This window comes from Spirosoma sp. 48-14 (assembly GCF_001898575.1).
In the GTDB taxonomy this organism is placed as follows: Bacteria; Bacteroidota; Bacteroidia; order Cytophagales; family Spirosomataceae; genus Spirosoma.
Map to the genome: position 1 here is coordinate 54,892 of NZ_MKUD01000039.1, position 13,161 is coordinate 68,052.

The 13,161-nt window shown below is 47.9% G+C and carries 13 protein-coding genes; 8 read left to right on the forward strand and 5 right to left on the reverse strand.

Going from position 1 to position 13,161, the window contains the following annotated elements; genetic code table 11:
* Positions 1–47: 47 nt before the first annotated feature.
* Together BGO59_RS19975 and BGO59_RS19980 are read left to right on the forward strand one after the other, a co-directional pair.
* The gene (locus BGO59_RS19975; RefSeq protein ID WP_293686036.1) at positions 48–566 is read left to right on the forward strand and encodes a hypothetical protein; all 519 of its coding nucleotides are present in this window, start codon (positions 48–50) and stop codon (positions 564–566) included.
* A gap of 159 nt (positions 567–725) precedes the next feature.
* Complete coding sequence (locus BGO59_RS19980; RefSeq protein WP_293686038.1) at positions 726–1,313, forward strand: DedA family protein; 588 nt, start codon at positions 726–728, stop codon at positions 1,311–1,313.
* Between the two features lie 214 nt (positions 1,314–1,527).
* On the opposite strand, the gene BGO59_RS19985 is transcribed toward BGO59_RS19980, so the two are convergent.
* A complete protein-coding gene (locus tag BGO59_RS19985) occupies positions 1,528–1,953 on the reverse strand; it encodes a LytTR family DNA-binding domain-containing protein (RefSeq protein WP_293686040.1) in 426 nt (141 codons plus the stop codon).
* Positions 1,954–2,190: 237 nt separating this feature from the next.
* On the opposite strand from BGO59_RS19985, the gene cysM reads away from it, so the two are divergent.
* The 4 genes from cysM (at position 2,191) to BGO59_RS20005 (ending at position 7,679) form a co-directional block, all read left to right on the forward strand.
* The gene (cysM, locus tag BGO59_RS19990; protein WP_293686042.1) at positions 2,191–3,063 is read left to right on the forward strand and encodes a cysteine synthase CysM; all 873 of its coding nucleotides are present in this window, start codon (positions 2,191–2,193) and stop codon (positions 3,061–3,063) included.
* Positions 3,064–3,114: 51 nt separating this feature from the next.
* A complete protein-coding gene (locus BGO59_RS19995) occupies positions 3,115–4,164 on the forward strand; it encodes a quinone-dependent dihydroorotate dehydrogenase (RefSeq protein WP_293686044.1) in 1,050 nt (349 codons plus the stop codon).
* 181 nt (positions 4,165–4,345) lie between these two features.
* Positions 4,346–6,931 carry a DNA translocase FtsK gene (locus BGO59_RS20000; RefSeq protein WP_293686046.1) on the forward strand — a complete coding sequence of 862 codons (2,586 nt, stop codon included), beginning with the start codon at positions 4,346–4,348 and terminating at the stop codon, positions 6,929–6,931.
* 106 nt (positions 6,932–7,037) lie between these two features.
* Positions 7,038–7,679, forward strand: a complete 642-nt coding sequence (locus BGO59_RS20005; protein WP_293686048.1) for an outer membrane lipoprotein carrier protein LolA — start codon at positions 7,038–7,040, stop codon at positions 7,677–7,679.
* Positions 7,680–7,771: 92 nt separating this feature from the next.
* On the opposite strand, the gene upp is transcribed toward BGO59_RS20005, so the two are convergent.
* Positions 7,772–8,419, reverse strand: a complete 648-nt coding sequence (upp, locus tag BGO59_RS20010; RefSeq protein WP_293686050.1) for a uracil phosphoribosyltransferase — start codon at positions 8,417–8,419, stop codon at positions 7,772–7,774.
* 133 nt (positions 8,420–8,552) lie between these two features.
* Between upp and BGO59_RS20015 the strand changes: the two genes are divergently transcribed.
* Entirely contained in the window at positions 8,553–10,346 is a 1,794-nt protein-coding gene (locus BGO59_RS20015) for a hypothetical protein (RefSeq protein WP_293686052.1), read from the forward strand.
* Positions 10,347–10,495: 149 nt separating this feature from the next.
* Complete coding sequence (lpcA, locus tag BGO59_RS20020; RefSeq protein ID WP_293686054.1) at positions 10,496–11,068, forward strand: D-sedoheptulose 7-phosphate isomerase; 573 nt, start codon at positions 10,496–10,498, stop codon at positions 11,066–11,068.
* 57 nt (positions 11,069–11,125) lie between these two features.
* Here the strand turns inward: lpcA and BGO59_RS20025 are convergent, their stop codons facing one another.
* From BGO59_RS20025 to BGO59_RS20035, 3 genes are all read right to left on the reverse strand, one after another.
* Positions 11,126–11,899 carry a YgcG family protein gene (locus tag BGO59_RS20025; protein ID WP_293686141.1) on the reverse strand — a complete coding sequence of 258 codons (774 nt, stop codon included), beginning with the start codon at positions 11,897–11,899 and terminating at the stop codon, positions 11,126–11,128.
* 64 nt (positions 11,900–11,963) lie between these two features.
* The gene (locus BGO59_RS20030) at positions 11,964–12,398 is read right to left on the reverse strand and encodes a TPM domain-containing protein (protein ID WP_293686056.1); all 435 of its coding nucleotides are present in this window, start codon (positions 12,396–12,398) and stop codon (positions 11,964–11,966) included.
* Positions 12,399–12,462: 64 nt separating this feature from the next.
* Positions 12,463–13,044 carry a LemA family protein gene (locus tag BGO59_RS20035; protein WP_293686058.1) on the reverse strand — a complete coding sequence of 194 codons (582 nt, stop codon included), beginning with the start codon at positions 13,042–13,044 and terminating at the stop codon, positions 12,463–12,465.
* Positions 13,045–13,161 lie beyond the last annotated feature (117 nt).

Below are 13,161 nucleotides of genomic sequence, written 5' to 3' on the forward strand. Positions count from 1 at the left end.
TGACGGCTACGTTACTGACCCGCCAGGAGAATAGCCGGGAAAAGCGTATGACCATTGGTGCCATTACAACGGGTGCCTTGACGGCGCTAACGGTTGGTCTACTCAAATTAGGTGATCATGAGGATGCTGGCGAATGGGTCGGCATTGGGGGCGGCTTAGCCGAAGCGGGTCTAGGTATAACTTCGTTATTGCAGAAGCCCCCTAAAGCCGATTTCCAGCACCAGCGCAATCCACTGCGTGATATATGGTCTCACCCGGCCACATCAACCGTTTTTCCGCCACTGGTATGGTATTACCTCAATAAACCTAAATCCGGGGGGAATCCATCCCTTATTGACGCCTTACGTAGCCGATGGGAGTTGCTGGTTTCGCTGAATACAGAAGCGAAGCGGTCACGCAGACGCAAGCAGGAAGTAGACTACTTTGGCAAGGGAGATTTTTATACGGCCGAAGACCTAACCGTCCGCTCAACAATGCTGGGGCAACTAGCCACCGAACTACAACTGATGAACAACGATTTGACCATTCTGCTTAATGAGATTGTACGACCAGCCGTGAAGCGATAATTGCCCCGTCTTCTCCTAACTGCTAGCAAATTTAGCGTCGGATATACGCGAGCCCGTTTGATGCCACAATGAACAACCTACAGTATAATGAAGACGATTAGTCGCTAACAATTTGACCTTTAATGAGTTTTTTAGAAAAACAACGTTATCTAATGAACTATGAACTTCCAGGAACTCATGCTCACCTATGGCTATCCGATGCTGTTTCTCGGCGTGCTGCTGGAGAGTGAAGCCTTTTTGCTGGTCGGAGTCTATTTGGCCCAACGCGGGTACTTTTCTTTACCAGTTGTCATTGGTCTAGCCGCGCTTTCCTCATTCTGCATCACCCAACTCTTTTTTATGCTTGGTAATCGGTACGGCTCTACTTTTATTAGCAAACGGCCCCGCTGGCAGCTTCGTTACAATCGAATTGAGCAATTGATGAATCGTTATGGTACAGGACTAGTTGTAGGCTTTCGGGCACTGTATGGCTTGCGGGGGGCTATACCAGCGGCCGTGGGGCTGGCAGGCTTTTCGTCGCTCCGCTTTATGACCTACAACGCACTGGGAGCGCTCGTCTGGGCGATAACAGTGGCACTTGTAGGCCGCAATCTGGCCCAAGGGCTCTACAACCTCTATGATAACCTTACCCCTTCCGAAACGATGGTTCTTTCTGTAATAGCTGGTTTGGCACTTTTATGGTTTGTTTACCGATTGGTGAAACGATCACGCTTAAAGAAACAGCCTTTATACGAACCTGTAGAATAGCAACATTCGATTATGCGCTGAAGGGTTCATCAATCCAGAACGATCACCGACTTTCCCCGAAGAGTTTCCAGATAGGCATCTCTGACATTGGCAATGGCGTATGTCCTGGCAGTTGCTTATCCTTTCGGTTCCTGAACTAACAAAAGTTTACCCCATTTTGGTCTTAAACTCACGTTAGTCCAGGAACCGAAAAGGCATGCATAGCGCCAACAGGTCAAGCCTCCATCGACATAATTTCCTGCTGGAATCCTTTGACCTGCTTAATAAATCGGCTAGCCTTCCGACGAGATACTTCAATGCGGTCGCCATTGACCAGACTAACATTAAGCTGCTGGCGATCAGGATAGACGGCTTCCAGATACAATAAATTGATGATATTTTTTTTGTGAGGTCGAACAAATACTCTGGGCGATAATCGGGTTTCCATCTTTTTCAACGTCAGCGAAACCATCAACTGGCTCCCGTCTGCAAAATGAAATAAGGTATAGTTTCCCTCCCCTTCCAGCCGTACAATACGATGCATAGGCATTTTCTTGCGGCATCCCCAAAATGGCAGGGTTAGATCAGGCATAGCAAACTGACCGGCAATTTGCTCCACGTTTACATCTGATAGAGGTTTCGCCAATAAGGTCTTTCTCATTTTGTGGAAGTATTTAAAAGGTGTGAATAAACAAAAAACTAATTTTTTGAGAGAGCAAGTTTAAACAAAATTCATTATCAAGCAATTAGCTAATTAATAATTATTTTAATCCAACCAACGTGCTCCATCTTATGCAGTCCTTCGGTCAGTACGAGCATAAATTAGACGGCTATTTCGCGAACTAATTGAGCGGGTTTAGCCTTCTTCAACCTAAGAACAAGTTTCATCCGAATCAGCATGGCAACCCTGCTCGATTTAGTCGGTAATACGCCTTTAGTTGAACTGAACCGACTCAATCCAAATCCAAACGTTACGATATACGGCAAACTCGAAGGCAATAATCCGGGGGGTAGTGTCAAAGACCGGGCTGCGGCCAGTATGATACAGGGCGCACTCAACCGGGGCGATCTTAAGCCAGGTATGAAACTCATCGAAGCAACCAGTGGCAACACCGGTATTGCGCTGGCGATGATTGCTCGTCTTTACAATATCGAAATTGAGCTGGTGATGCCCGAAACATCGACCCGCGAACGAGTGCTGACCATGGAAGCGTTTGGGGCGAAAGTCATTTTGACCGAAACCATGGAAAGTGCCCGCGATTATGCGGAAGATCAGGTACAAAAGGGTGACTATCTATTACTCAACCAGTTTGCCAACCCCGACAATTACCTGGCCCATTACCGAACTACTGGTCCCGAAATCTGGCGTGATACGGTCGGTCAAATTACCCATTTTGTGTCATCAATGGGTACTACAGGGACCATTATGGGCACGTCGCGCTACCTGAAAGAACAAAATCCTGAGGTTCAAATTGTTGGCTGCCAGCCTACGGATGGCTCGTCAATTCCAGGTATTCGGAAATGGCCGATTGAATATCTACCTAAAATTTTTGATCCGAAACGAGTAGACCGCGTCATCGAAATTTCGGCCGAAGATGCCACCCTAATGACGCGCAAACTCGCCAGTGTGGAAGGTGTTTTTGCGGGCATGAGTAGCGGAGGAGCCGTGCATGCTGCCGTTCAATTAGCGAAGGAACTGGAAAGTGGTATTATTGTGTGCATCATCTGCGACCGGGGAGACCGGTATCTATCGTCCGACTTATTTGGATAAACCCAGCAGGTTTTCAGAGACCTTTTAGGTTTATGGACGTATTTTTGCAGCATGTACAAACGTATTATCCTACCGTTGCTGTTTCGTTTTGATGCCGAAACGATTCATCATACTGTCACTACACTGCTTAAATTCGCGCTATCCATTCCGGGAGCCTCATTCTTCTGTCGAAAGCTTTATGTACTGGATGACAAGCGTTTAGCCCGTACCGTTTTCGGTCTGACATTTCCAAACCCAGTCGGCATGGCGGCTGGATTCGACAAGAATGCTGAACTGGTCAGCGAGTTGAGTGATCTTGGGTTCGGTTTTGTTGAAATTGGAACCGTTACTCCCCGCCCACAGCCTGGAAACCCTCGTCCCCGACTCTTCCGGTTGAAAGCCGACGGTGGCCTTATCAACCGGATGGGATTCAACAATAAAGGAGTTGCCCCAGCAGCCGAACGGCTCCGGCAGTTTGCCCGTAACCGAAATGGCAATCCGGTGATTGTAGGGGGCAACATTGGCAAAAATAAGGATACACCTAACGAAAACGCACTTGACGATTACCTGATCAACTTTCGGGAATTATTTGATGCGGTCGATTATTTCGTTGTGAACGTCAGTTCGCCTAACACCCCCGGATTACGCGATCTTCAGGAACGGGAGCCATTGACAAAGTTGTTGACCGCCTTACAACAGGAAAATCACCAGCGTCCTACTCCAAAACCCATCTTACTAAAAATTGCGCCTGACCTTACCAATGGGCAGCTGGACGATATTATCGCTATCGTAGGCGAGACCAAAATTGCTGGGGTCATTGCCACCAACACAACCATCAGCCGGGCAAATTTACGCACCGAGCCATCCGTTGTTGAACAAATTGGGGCGGGTGGTGTCAGCGGTCGGCCCCTTCGAAATCGGTCGACGGAAGTAATCCGGTATTTACATCAACAATCAGGAGGGGCTTTCCCAATTGTTGGTGTCGGTGGAATCACAACCGCCCAAGATGCGCAGGAGAAGCTCGAAGCAGGGGCTAGCCTAGTACAGGTATACACAAGCTTTATCTACGAAGGGCCTGGCCTGGCCAAACGTATTAATCAGCAACTTTTGCGGGGTCTGTAACCATACTTTTTTGCCCGTACTGTGCTGTAGGGGTTGAGTACTGATGCCCAACCGACAGAATCAATCACTGACCGGCCTTTTTGGCCCCGGTAAGTAAGATGTTGTAATATTTTGTAGTACTAAACTGTTTTTCGGTAAAAAGTGGGAAATTTACCTACTGCTATCGCCTAACCCCAAGTTTATGGCACAACCAACTACGTCTCCACGCCAGAACACGCTCCGACGTCCAGACGAACGGAACGAGCCACGTCCCCGCTTACCAAACAACAAATCGACTAGCCGATCCCAGCGTTCTTCCTTCAATTGGGGAGCTGCACTGGACCGCTGGTTTACCGATCAGCGGTCAGTACTCACCCTGGGGGTTTTGCTGATGGTGCTAGCCGTCGGATTGCTGGTCGCCTTTATTTCCTATTTATTTAATGGCCCTGCCGATCAGAGTGTTGTTGGTGCTGCTTTTTCTGAACCTTTAGCCGAAACGGCCAACGAAACGCGTAACTGGGTTGGGTTGGTGGGTGCTTACATTGCCCATGCGTTTGTTTTCCGCTGGTTTGGTGTAGGCGCTTTGGCAATACCCATTATTGTTTTTCTGGCCGGTTATAAACTGACATTTGGCACCGAACTACTTCCTTTAAGCCGGACTACAGTAGCTTTATTGTTTGTAACCGTATGGAGCAGTTTAATGCTAGGCTACATTGTTCTGGTAACTGATTCGGCTACTACATCCAGCGTCTGGTGTGGAGGAGTAGGCTATGAGCTGAACGTACTGCTATATGGCCTGTTTGGCTGGGGAAATCTGGCATTTATTGGCTTTCTGCTCTTCTTTTTTGTCGTTTATTTCTTCGATGTGCGCCACATCAAACTACCTGATTTCTCGCGCCCAGTACGTACAAAGCCCCGCAATCGCCCAGGGAACCCGTTACAGACATACGAAGAAAGTGAGTTTGAACATGACGAAGAGGAAGAACTTAACGATGGCGCTTTTGAGGAAGATGCGCAACCCGCTCCAACCCCTCCTCTTGCCAATACGTTTATTAAAAACGACCATACCGAAACGTACACAGAGAAAGCCCCTCAAGAGGAGGCTCCACCAGCCGATGTAATTGCTAAAACGACGGGTGTTACGCTCACCATCAAAAATCGGGATGCAGTAGCCGATGAGCCAGTAGATACCAATGAGCCCGATAACACGCCAGCGTCGGTGCTTGAACCCGATCCATTCGAAGATGATGATCTGGTATCCGTTCATGGGCTATATGATTCTACACTCGACCTGCCCCAGTACCAGTACCCTACTAATGATCTGCTAACGGATTACCAGAATAATCGCAAAGCGCAGGTTTCAGACGATGAACTGACGGCCAACAAAGAGAAGATCGAAACAACGCTCCGCAACTTCGGTATCGAAATCGACTCTATCCAGGCCTCTATCGGTCCAACCGTTACGCTGTATGAAATCGTACCGGCGAAGGGCGTTCGTATCTCCAAAATAAAAAGCCTTGAAGACGACATTGCGTTAAGCCTGTCGGCTCTGGGTATCCGTATCATTGCCCCTATGCCGGGCATGGGCACCATTGGTATCGAAGTACCAAACAAAAACCGCGAAATGGTTTCGATGCGGTCGATGATTACCAGTGAGGCTTTTTCGAATTCGAAGTTCGATCTGCCGGTGGTGCTGGGCAAAACCATATCGAACGACATTTACGTTGCCGATCTGGCCAAAATGCCCCACTTACTGATGGCCGGGGCAACGGGCCAAGGGAAATCAGTTGGGCTTAACGTGCTGCTTACGTCGCTCATTTACAAAAAGCATCCATCGCAGTTAAAGCTGGTTCTTGTTGATCCGAAAAAAGTAGAACTGACGCTCTTCAACAAACTGGAACGGCATTTCCTGGCTAAACTGCCCGACTCCGACGAGCCTATCATTACCGATACCAAGAAGGTAGTCAACACCCTCAATTCGCTTTGTATCGAGATGGATGCCCGCTATAACCTGTTGAAAGATGCGGGCTGCCGGAACCTGAAAGAATACAACGCCAAATTTGTAAAACGACGGTTAAATCCAGAAAAAGGGCACCGTTTCCTACCCTATATCGTCCTGATTATCGACGAGTTGGCCGATCTGATGATGACGGCAGGTAAAGAAGTCGAGCAGCCAATTGCCCGGCTGGCCCAGTTGGCGCGCGCCATTGGTATCCACCTGGTTGTGGCCACACAGCGTCCATCGGTAAACGTTATTACGGGTCTGATCAAAGCGAACTTTCCGGCCCGGCTATCCTTTAAAGTAACCTCGAAAATTGATTCTCGGACGATTCTGGACACGGGTGGAGCCGAACAACTTGTTGGTATGGGCGATATGCTGCTATCATCAAATTCGGAGATTATCCGTCTGCAATGTCCGTTTGTCGATACAAATGAAATCGAAGAACTCTGCGAATTTGTTGGCAACCAGCGTGGTTATGATGATGCCTACGCACTGCCTGAGTTTGTGGGTGATGATGGTGGTCAGAACGACGAAAAAGATGTTGATCTGGGCAATCGTGACCCTATGTTCGACGAAGCAGCTCGCTTGATCGTTATTCACCAGCAGGGAAGTACTTCACTGATTCAGCGTAAGCTCAAGCTGGGTTATAACCGGGCAGGCCGATTGATAGACCAGTTGGAAGCAGCTAAAATTGTAGGTCCTTTTGAAGGCAGCAAAGCCCGCGATGTACTTGTTCAGGATTTACAGATGCTGGAAGATTTGCTCAAACGGCTGAAAAATGATTAGCCCGATTCCCTTATTCTTCTGACTAACAATTAAACTTTTCCATTCACTTTCCCGTCTAAGATGTATAAGCGGGTTAAACCTGTATTACTGAGTAACACCTATAAAAATGAATAAAATAGCATTGTTGCTAAGCGTGGCTATCCTGACGGTATCACCGGCCTTCGCTCAGAAAGATAAACGCGCTCAGGGCATTCTGGATGCGATGAGCAAACGGTATAAATCCCTGAAATCATACCAGGCTACCTTTACCTACACAAGTGCCGGAGGTGGTTCGAAAGAGTCTTATAAAGGTGATCTGACAGTAAAAAATGAGAAGTTTCACTTGATTCTGGGCGGACAGGAAGTGTTTACAGATGGGAAAACCATGTCGACCTACATCAAAGAAACGAACGAAGTAAACGTTCAGGATTATGATGCCAGCGGTGGTGGCGAATTAAACCCAACCCAGATCTACACTATTTATAAGCGCGGTTTCGATTATCGGTTCTTGAAAGAGCAAAAGGAAGGGGGTCGAACGCTGGAAGTCATTGAACTAACGCCCAATCGCCCCAAAAGCCCTATTGCCACCATACAGATTTCGGTCGACAAGGCCGACAAATCCGTTCGAAACTGGCTCATTACCAACAAAGATGGCAAGCGAACCACGTATAACATCACCAAGTTTACCCCGAATGTAAACGTGCCTGACTCCTACTTCGTTTTCGATAAAGCCAAATACCCCGGCGTCGAAGTAGTCGACCTTCGTTAAGCAGTATATGGGCAGTATATAGGATGTAGGATATATGGTATATGAGATTTTTACTATCTCATATACCATATATCCTACATCCTATATACTGCCTACACTTTCTCTCCAAATGCCAGGTCGCCGGAATCGCCAATGCCCGGCACAATGTAAAAGTGCTCGTTCAGGTGATCGTCAATCGCTCCAAGCCATAGATGGCACTGGGGAAGTTGCTGCTGTACATGCCGAATTCCTTCGGGGCTGGCAATAACGGCAGCAATATGTGTTTGGGATGGAATACCGTATCGAAGTAAAGCATGATAGACTTTTTCGAGCGAACGGCCCGTAGCCAGCATCGGGTCGCAAAGGATCAAGGGCTTCCCACTCAGATCAGGGCTAACGATGTAGTCCATAGCGATTTCAAACGCGTCATCATCAGTCGATGAATACCCCCGATAAGCCCCGGCAAATGCATTCTCTGCCCGGTCGAAATAATTGGCAAATCCCTGATGAAAAGGCAGCCCAGCTCGCAGAATAGTTGCCAGAACTGGCTGTTGTCGAAGCACTTGCGTATTCGACACGCCTAAGGGCGTTTGAACATTGACCGATTGATAGGGCAATTTTTTTGAAATCTCATACGCCATTAACTCACCAAGCCGTTCAAGGTTACGACGGAATCGCAACCGATCCTGCTGAATGGAAACATCTCGAAGTTCGGCGATAAATTGGTTCGCTAAGGAAGGTTGCTGGGCAAAAACAAACATGGTTTGTAGGCTTCTTTGCCTGTAAATTAGCCCCAAGGTTGGCGTATATCCAAACCATTTGCCTAATTTAAGCGGCTCATACGGTTCAACTTAGTTCTCAAGAAGCCCGACAGGGCCAATGTTAGTACAGTACATGCGCCACAACGGTTACGTTATCTGTTTCCTTTTCTTTTCGTTATGTGTACGGGCACAAAGTCCATTTGTACCGCTCAACGCTGATTATTATCACCTCATCGATCGACTTGAAATTCGCCAGGGCCAGTGGGCAGATGGCTTTCACAGTACTGTTAAGCCTTACAATCGCCAGAGTATTATTCAGCTAGCCGATAGTGTAGCCGCACATCCCAGACGTAGCCTATCCGACACCGATTACTTCACTATTGACTACCTCCGCAACGATAGTTGGGAATGGGCAACACCTTATGACACGCTGAAAAAAGATCCGTTTACCCGCCATTTGCAATCACCCAAGACAGTCGGCGATAGCCCGAAACCTTTATTAACCCATTTTTATAAAAAGAAGGCAGACTTTTACAACCTACAGACTCCCGACGTCGATCTGCACGTTAATCCGGTTTTTTACATAGGCCCCGGCCTGGACCGGACATCATACGACATCGGTGTTCCCCCAGCCGATCAGCAACCACTTTTCATAAATACCCGTGGGCTGGAAGTGCGCGGAACCATCGGTCGCAAACTTGGTTTCTACACCTATTTTTCGGACAATCAGGCCATTTATCCGGAGTATATCAGGCAGTATGGCTTAACGTATGGGCAGGGATACAGTTCAACAGGTGATATTCAGCCAACGGCACCTGGCGAAAGCTTCATCAAAAAGTTCGGTACCCGAGGGGTCGATTTTCTATCGGCGCGGGGGTATATTACCTTCAATACGCTTAAAGTGATCAATGTCCAATTCGGACACGACCGAAATTTCTTTGGGAACGGCTTCCGGTCGTTGTTCCTCTCCGACAATAGTCCGGCTTATCTGTTTCTAAAACTATCCACCCAGCTCGGAAAGAGAATTCAGTACACGAACCTCTTCACATCGCTGCAAAACAGCCAAGCCCCATTGCCTCAGGGCGAAAAACTGATTCCTCCAAAGTTTGCGGCTATTCACCATCTGAGTATAAACGTGACTGATTTCCTTAACGTGGGCGTATTTGAAGCTGAAGTTTTTAGTCGTGACCGACTGGACCTGAGTTATCTAAATCCTGTTATTCTGTACCGCTATGTAGAGTCAAGTCTAGGCAGTAAAGACAATGCCTTTATTGGTATCGACCTGAAGGCTAATTTTCTGTCGCATTTTCTGGTGTATTCGCAGATTTTGCTGGATGAATTTCGGTTGAAGCCACTGCTGGCCGGGCAGGGCGACTGGACCAACAAATTTGCCATTCAGGTAGGCGGTAAATACATCGACGCCTTTGCCGTACCCAATCTTGACCTTCAGGTTGAAATGAATCTGGCACGGCCCTATACCTACTCGCACGAATCAGGATTGGACGTTAGTGCAGGACAAACCAACTACGCCCACTACAGCCAACCCCTGGCCCATCCGCTAGGTGCTAATTTTGTGGAAGGATTGAGCATTATTCGGTATCAGCAGAAAAAATGGTCATTCAATGGCATAGGAGGGGTTATGATGTATGGGACCGATACGGCACCTGACATCAACTACGGTGGTAATATCCTGAAAGATTATACGTACCGATACCGGGACGAAGGTAATTTTATTGGTCAGGGCCGCAAAACTATCATTACGTATGCCGATGTACGAGCTTCCTACATGATCCGGCACAACATATTTCTGGAAGGTCGTTTCTTGTATCGCTACCAGGATAGCCAGTATAAGCCGAGTAGTTATAGCGAACAGGTGGCCAGTTTCGCCCTCCGCTGGAACCTCCCATATCGCAATTGGGTGTTTTAGACAAACCGATTTTTAGCAAGTGACCCTTATTGACAACCAATTCATTAATGCGCCACAGAATCAATTGATAGTACAAATTCCGTAGCCTGAGTTGGGTGTTAGTCGCCAACTTCAGAACTTTACAGACAATAAACTTTACAACTGAATCAATGATTGATCTTATTCGTCAGGAACTAACCGAAGCCCAGTCAGTTTTGGATACGTTTCTGGCAAACCCCGCCCACCTGGAAGCTATTGAGCAGGCTGCTATTGTCATGGCAGATGCGTTAAAATCGGGCCACAAGATCATTTCCTGTGGAAATGGCGGCTCTCATTGCGATGCCATGCACTTTGCCGAAGAATTATCGGGCCGCTATCGGGATAACCGGCGTTCGCTGGCTGCCATTGCCATTTCAGATGTTAGTCACCTGTCGTGCGTTAGCAACGACTTCGGCTATGAGTACGTGTTCTCGCGGTTTATCGAAGGATTGGGTAACGAAGATGATGTCTTGCTTGGCTTAAGCACCAGTGGTAATTCGGGCAATATTCTCAAAGCCGTAGAGGCCGCCCGCGAAAAGGGGATGAAAGTGATTTTGCTAACGGGAAAAGATGGCGGAAAACTGGCCGGTAAGGCTGATGTCGAGATTCGGGTTCCCCATTTCGGATACGCCGATCGCATACAGGAAATCCATATCAAAGTAATTCACCTGTTCATTTTGCTGATCGAAAAACAGGTTATTTAGATGGTTATAGGAGTGATGAAGCCCATTTTCGCTCTCATCGCTCCTATAACCAACCTACTAATAGTCTCCGCCAGCACCACCGCCACCGAAGCTGCCACCGCCAAAGCCGCCGAAGCCACCACCACTACTTCCACCACCGCTCCAGCCACCACCGCCTGAGCTACCCCAGCCCGACCCCCAACCTGGAGTCGGCAGGAAAACGGGGCCACCCCAGCCACCACCACGATTTCGGTTGTTGCCTCCTCCACGATTCTTACGGGCAATGATGAAAATGATGATCAGAAAGATGATCAGGACAATAAAAAAGGTGCCAGCCCCTTCATCATCAGAGCTGGATTTGGGTTCGCCTTTGTATTCTCCCTGAAGTCGTTGAATGATTTCGGTCGTAGCAGCATCCAGCCCCTGATACCACTGCTCCTGTTTGAACGCTGGAACGATGGTATTGCTGATGATTCGTTTGGCAATGGCATCCGGTACAGCACCTTCTACTCCATAGCCCGTTGCAATGTAAATCTTACGAGTTTGGGTAGCCCAGGCTAAAACCAGTCCATTGTTCTTTCCCTGCTGACCCACACCCCATTTACGGCCAACCTGAAACGCGAAATCGCCGATTGGGTAGGGTTCGGTGGTTCTGACAATGACAATCGTAATCTGCGTAGATGTTGAGTCGTTATAGGCGCGGAGTTTCTGCTCCAGTTGTGTTCGCTCACTACTACTCAAAATACCAACAAAATCATTGACTAGCCGGGGTGGGTTTGGTCTATCGGGAATAACCGTATCCGCTGTTGTATCCTGCGCCCATACACTGGCCGAAAATACCAACAGGAACATGGCGAAGCCGAAGCGACGTACCCGGAAAAGATAATTTATAATGAGGTGTACATTCACGGCAGTATTAGTCAAACGAAATATCGTCGGAGAGTTCGTTGATATCGTCGCTGGTGTAGGGGAAATAGTGTTTCAACTGCTGACCAGCCCGCTCAATGCCCAGGCTCAACCCTTTGGCATAAGCACCTTGTTTGAAATGACTGCGCAGTAAGTCCTTTGTACTTTCCCAGAAATCGACCGGAACTTTAGCATCAATTCCTTTATCGCCAATGATGGCAAACTTCCGATCAGTATGAGCCAGGTAAAACAGAACACCGTTCTGGTCTTTAGTCTGGTACATACCTAACTGAGCGAATACCTCGATTGCCCGTTGAACTGGATCTGCACTGGGGCAATGAGCTTCCACATGAACGCGTATTTCACCCGATGTGGCCTTTTCGGCCTGCCGGATGGACTCAACAATGCGTTGCTGCTCGTCGGGAGAGAACGGGTTTGTTTGCATGGAGCAGGGGCAGAGAGCATGGAATAAGGATACTTTCTTTTACCTTACCCCATGCTCCCCGCTATTAAAACTGAACTGTTGGCGCACTTTGAGCCGCCTGTGAAGCCTCGAAGAAGCCTTTTACGGGGAAGCCAAAAATACCCGCAAAAATATTGTTCGGGAACGACCGTACCGACTGATTGTATACACGAACGGCTCCGTTGAAGTCATTACGGGCTACCGAAATCCGGTTTTCAGTGCCTTCCAACTGCGCCTGTAACTCCGAAAAGTTCTGGGTAGCTTTCAGTTGCGGATAGCTTTCGGCAACGGCTAGTAATCGAGAAAGCGAACCGCTCAACTGATCCTGCGCAGCCTGGAATTTCTGAATATTCTCAGGTGTCAACTGATTAGCCTCTAATTTTATACTGGTTGCATTGGCCCGAGCCTGAATCACAGCGGTCAACGTACTTTTTTCAAAATTAGCAGCCCCCTGTACCGTCCTTACCAGGTTAGGAATCAGATCCGATCGGCGTTGGTATTGTGTTTGGACCTGAGCCCATTTTTCCTGAACAATCGTATCATTCTGAACCAGGCCGTTGTAGGAACTACAACCGTACATTCCCAAAATAAGAGCAACTACTATGACAATAATTAACGATTTTGACATGGTTTCCTGAATTGCAAAGGTTATTACTGGATTCAAAGTTGCCCAAAGCTACTAATTTGTTTAAGCAAAACTACGCCAGCGGTGTTTTTCTCATCTTTGCCTACTATTTGTATGGAT

Bases quoted from the DNA above. Each gene is read 5' to 3' on its own strand.
- BGO59_RS19975 (WP_293686036.1), top strand. From the start codon at position 48: ATGACCATTGGTGCCATTACAACGGGTGCCTTGACGGCGCTAACGGTT.
- BGO59_RS19980 (WP_293686038.1), top strand. From the start codon at position 726: ATGAACTTCCAGGAACTCATGCTCACCTATGGCTATCCGATGCTGTTT.
- BGO59_RS19985 (WP_293686040.1), bottom strand. From the start codon at position 1,953: ATGAGAAAGACCTTATTGGCGAAACCTCTATCAGATGTAAACGTGGAG.
- cysM (WP_293686042.1), top strand. From the start codon at position 2,191: ATGGCAACCCTGCTCGATTTAGTCGGTAATACGCCTTTAGTTGAACTG.
- BGO59_RS19995 (WP_293686044.1), top strand. From the start codon at position 3,115: ATGTACAAACGTATTATCCTACCGTTGCTGTTTCGTTTTGATGCCGAA.
- BGO59_RS20000 (WP_293686046.1), top strand. From the start codon at position 4,346: ATGGCACAACCAACTACGTCTCCACGCCAGAACACGCTCCGACGTCCA.
- BGO59_RS20005 (WP_293686048.1), top strand. From the start codon at position 7,038: ATGAATAAAATAGCATTGTTGCTAAGCGTGGCTATCCTGACGGTATCA.
- upp (WP_293686050.1), bottom strand. From the start codon at position 8,419: ATGTTTGTTTTTGCCCAGCAACCTTCCTTAGCGAACCAATTTATCGCC.
- BGO59_RS20015 (WP_293686052.1), top strand. From the start codon at position 8,553: ATGCGCCACAACGGTTACGTTATCTGTTTCCTTTTCTTTTCGTTATGT.
- lpcA (WP_293686054.1), top strand. From the start codon at position 10,496: ATGATTGATCTTATTCGTCAGGAACTAACCGAAGCCCAGTCAGTTTTG.
- BGO59_RS20025 (WP_293686141.1), bottom strand. From the start codon at position 11,899: ATGTTCCTGTTGGTATTTTCGGCCAGTGTATGGGCGCAGGATACAACA.
- BGO59_RS20030 (WP_293686056.1), bottom strand. From the start codon at position 12,398: ATGCAAACAAACCCGTTCTCTCCCGACGAGCAGCAACGCATTGTTGAG.
- BGO59_RS20035 (WP_293686058.1), bottom strand. From the start codon at position 13,044: ATGTCAAAATCGTTAATTATTGTCATAGTAGTTGCTCTTATTTTGGGA.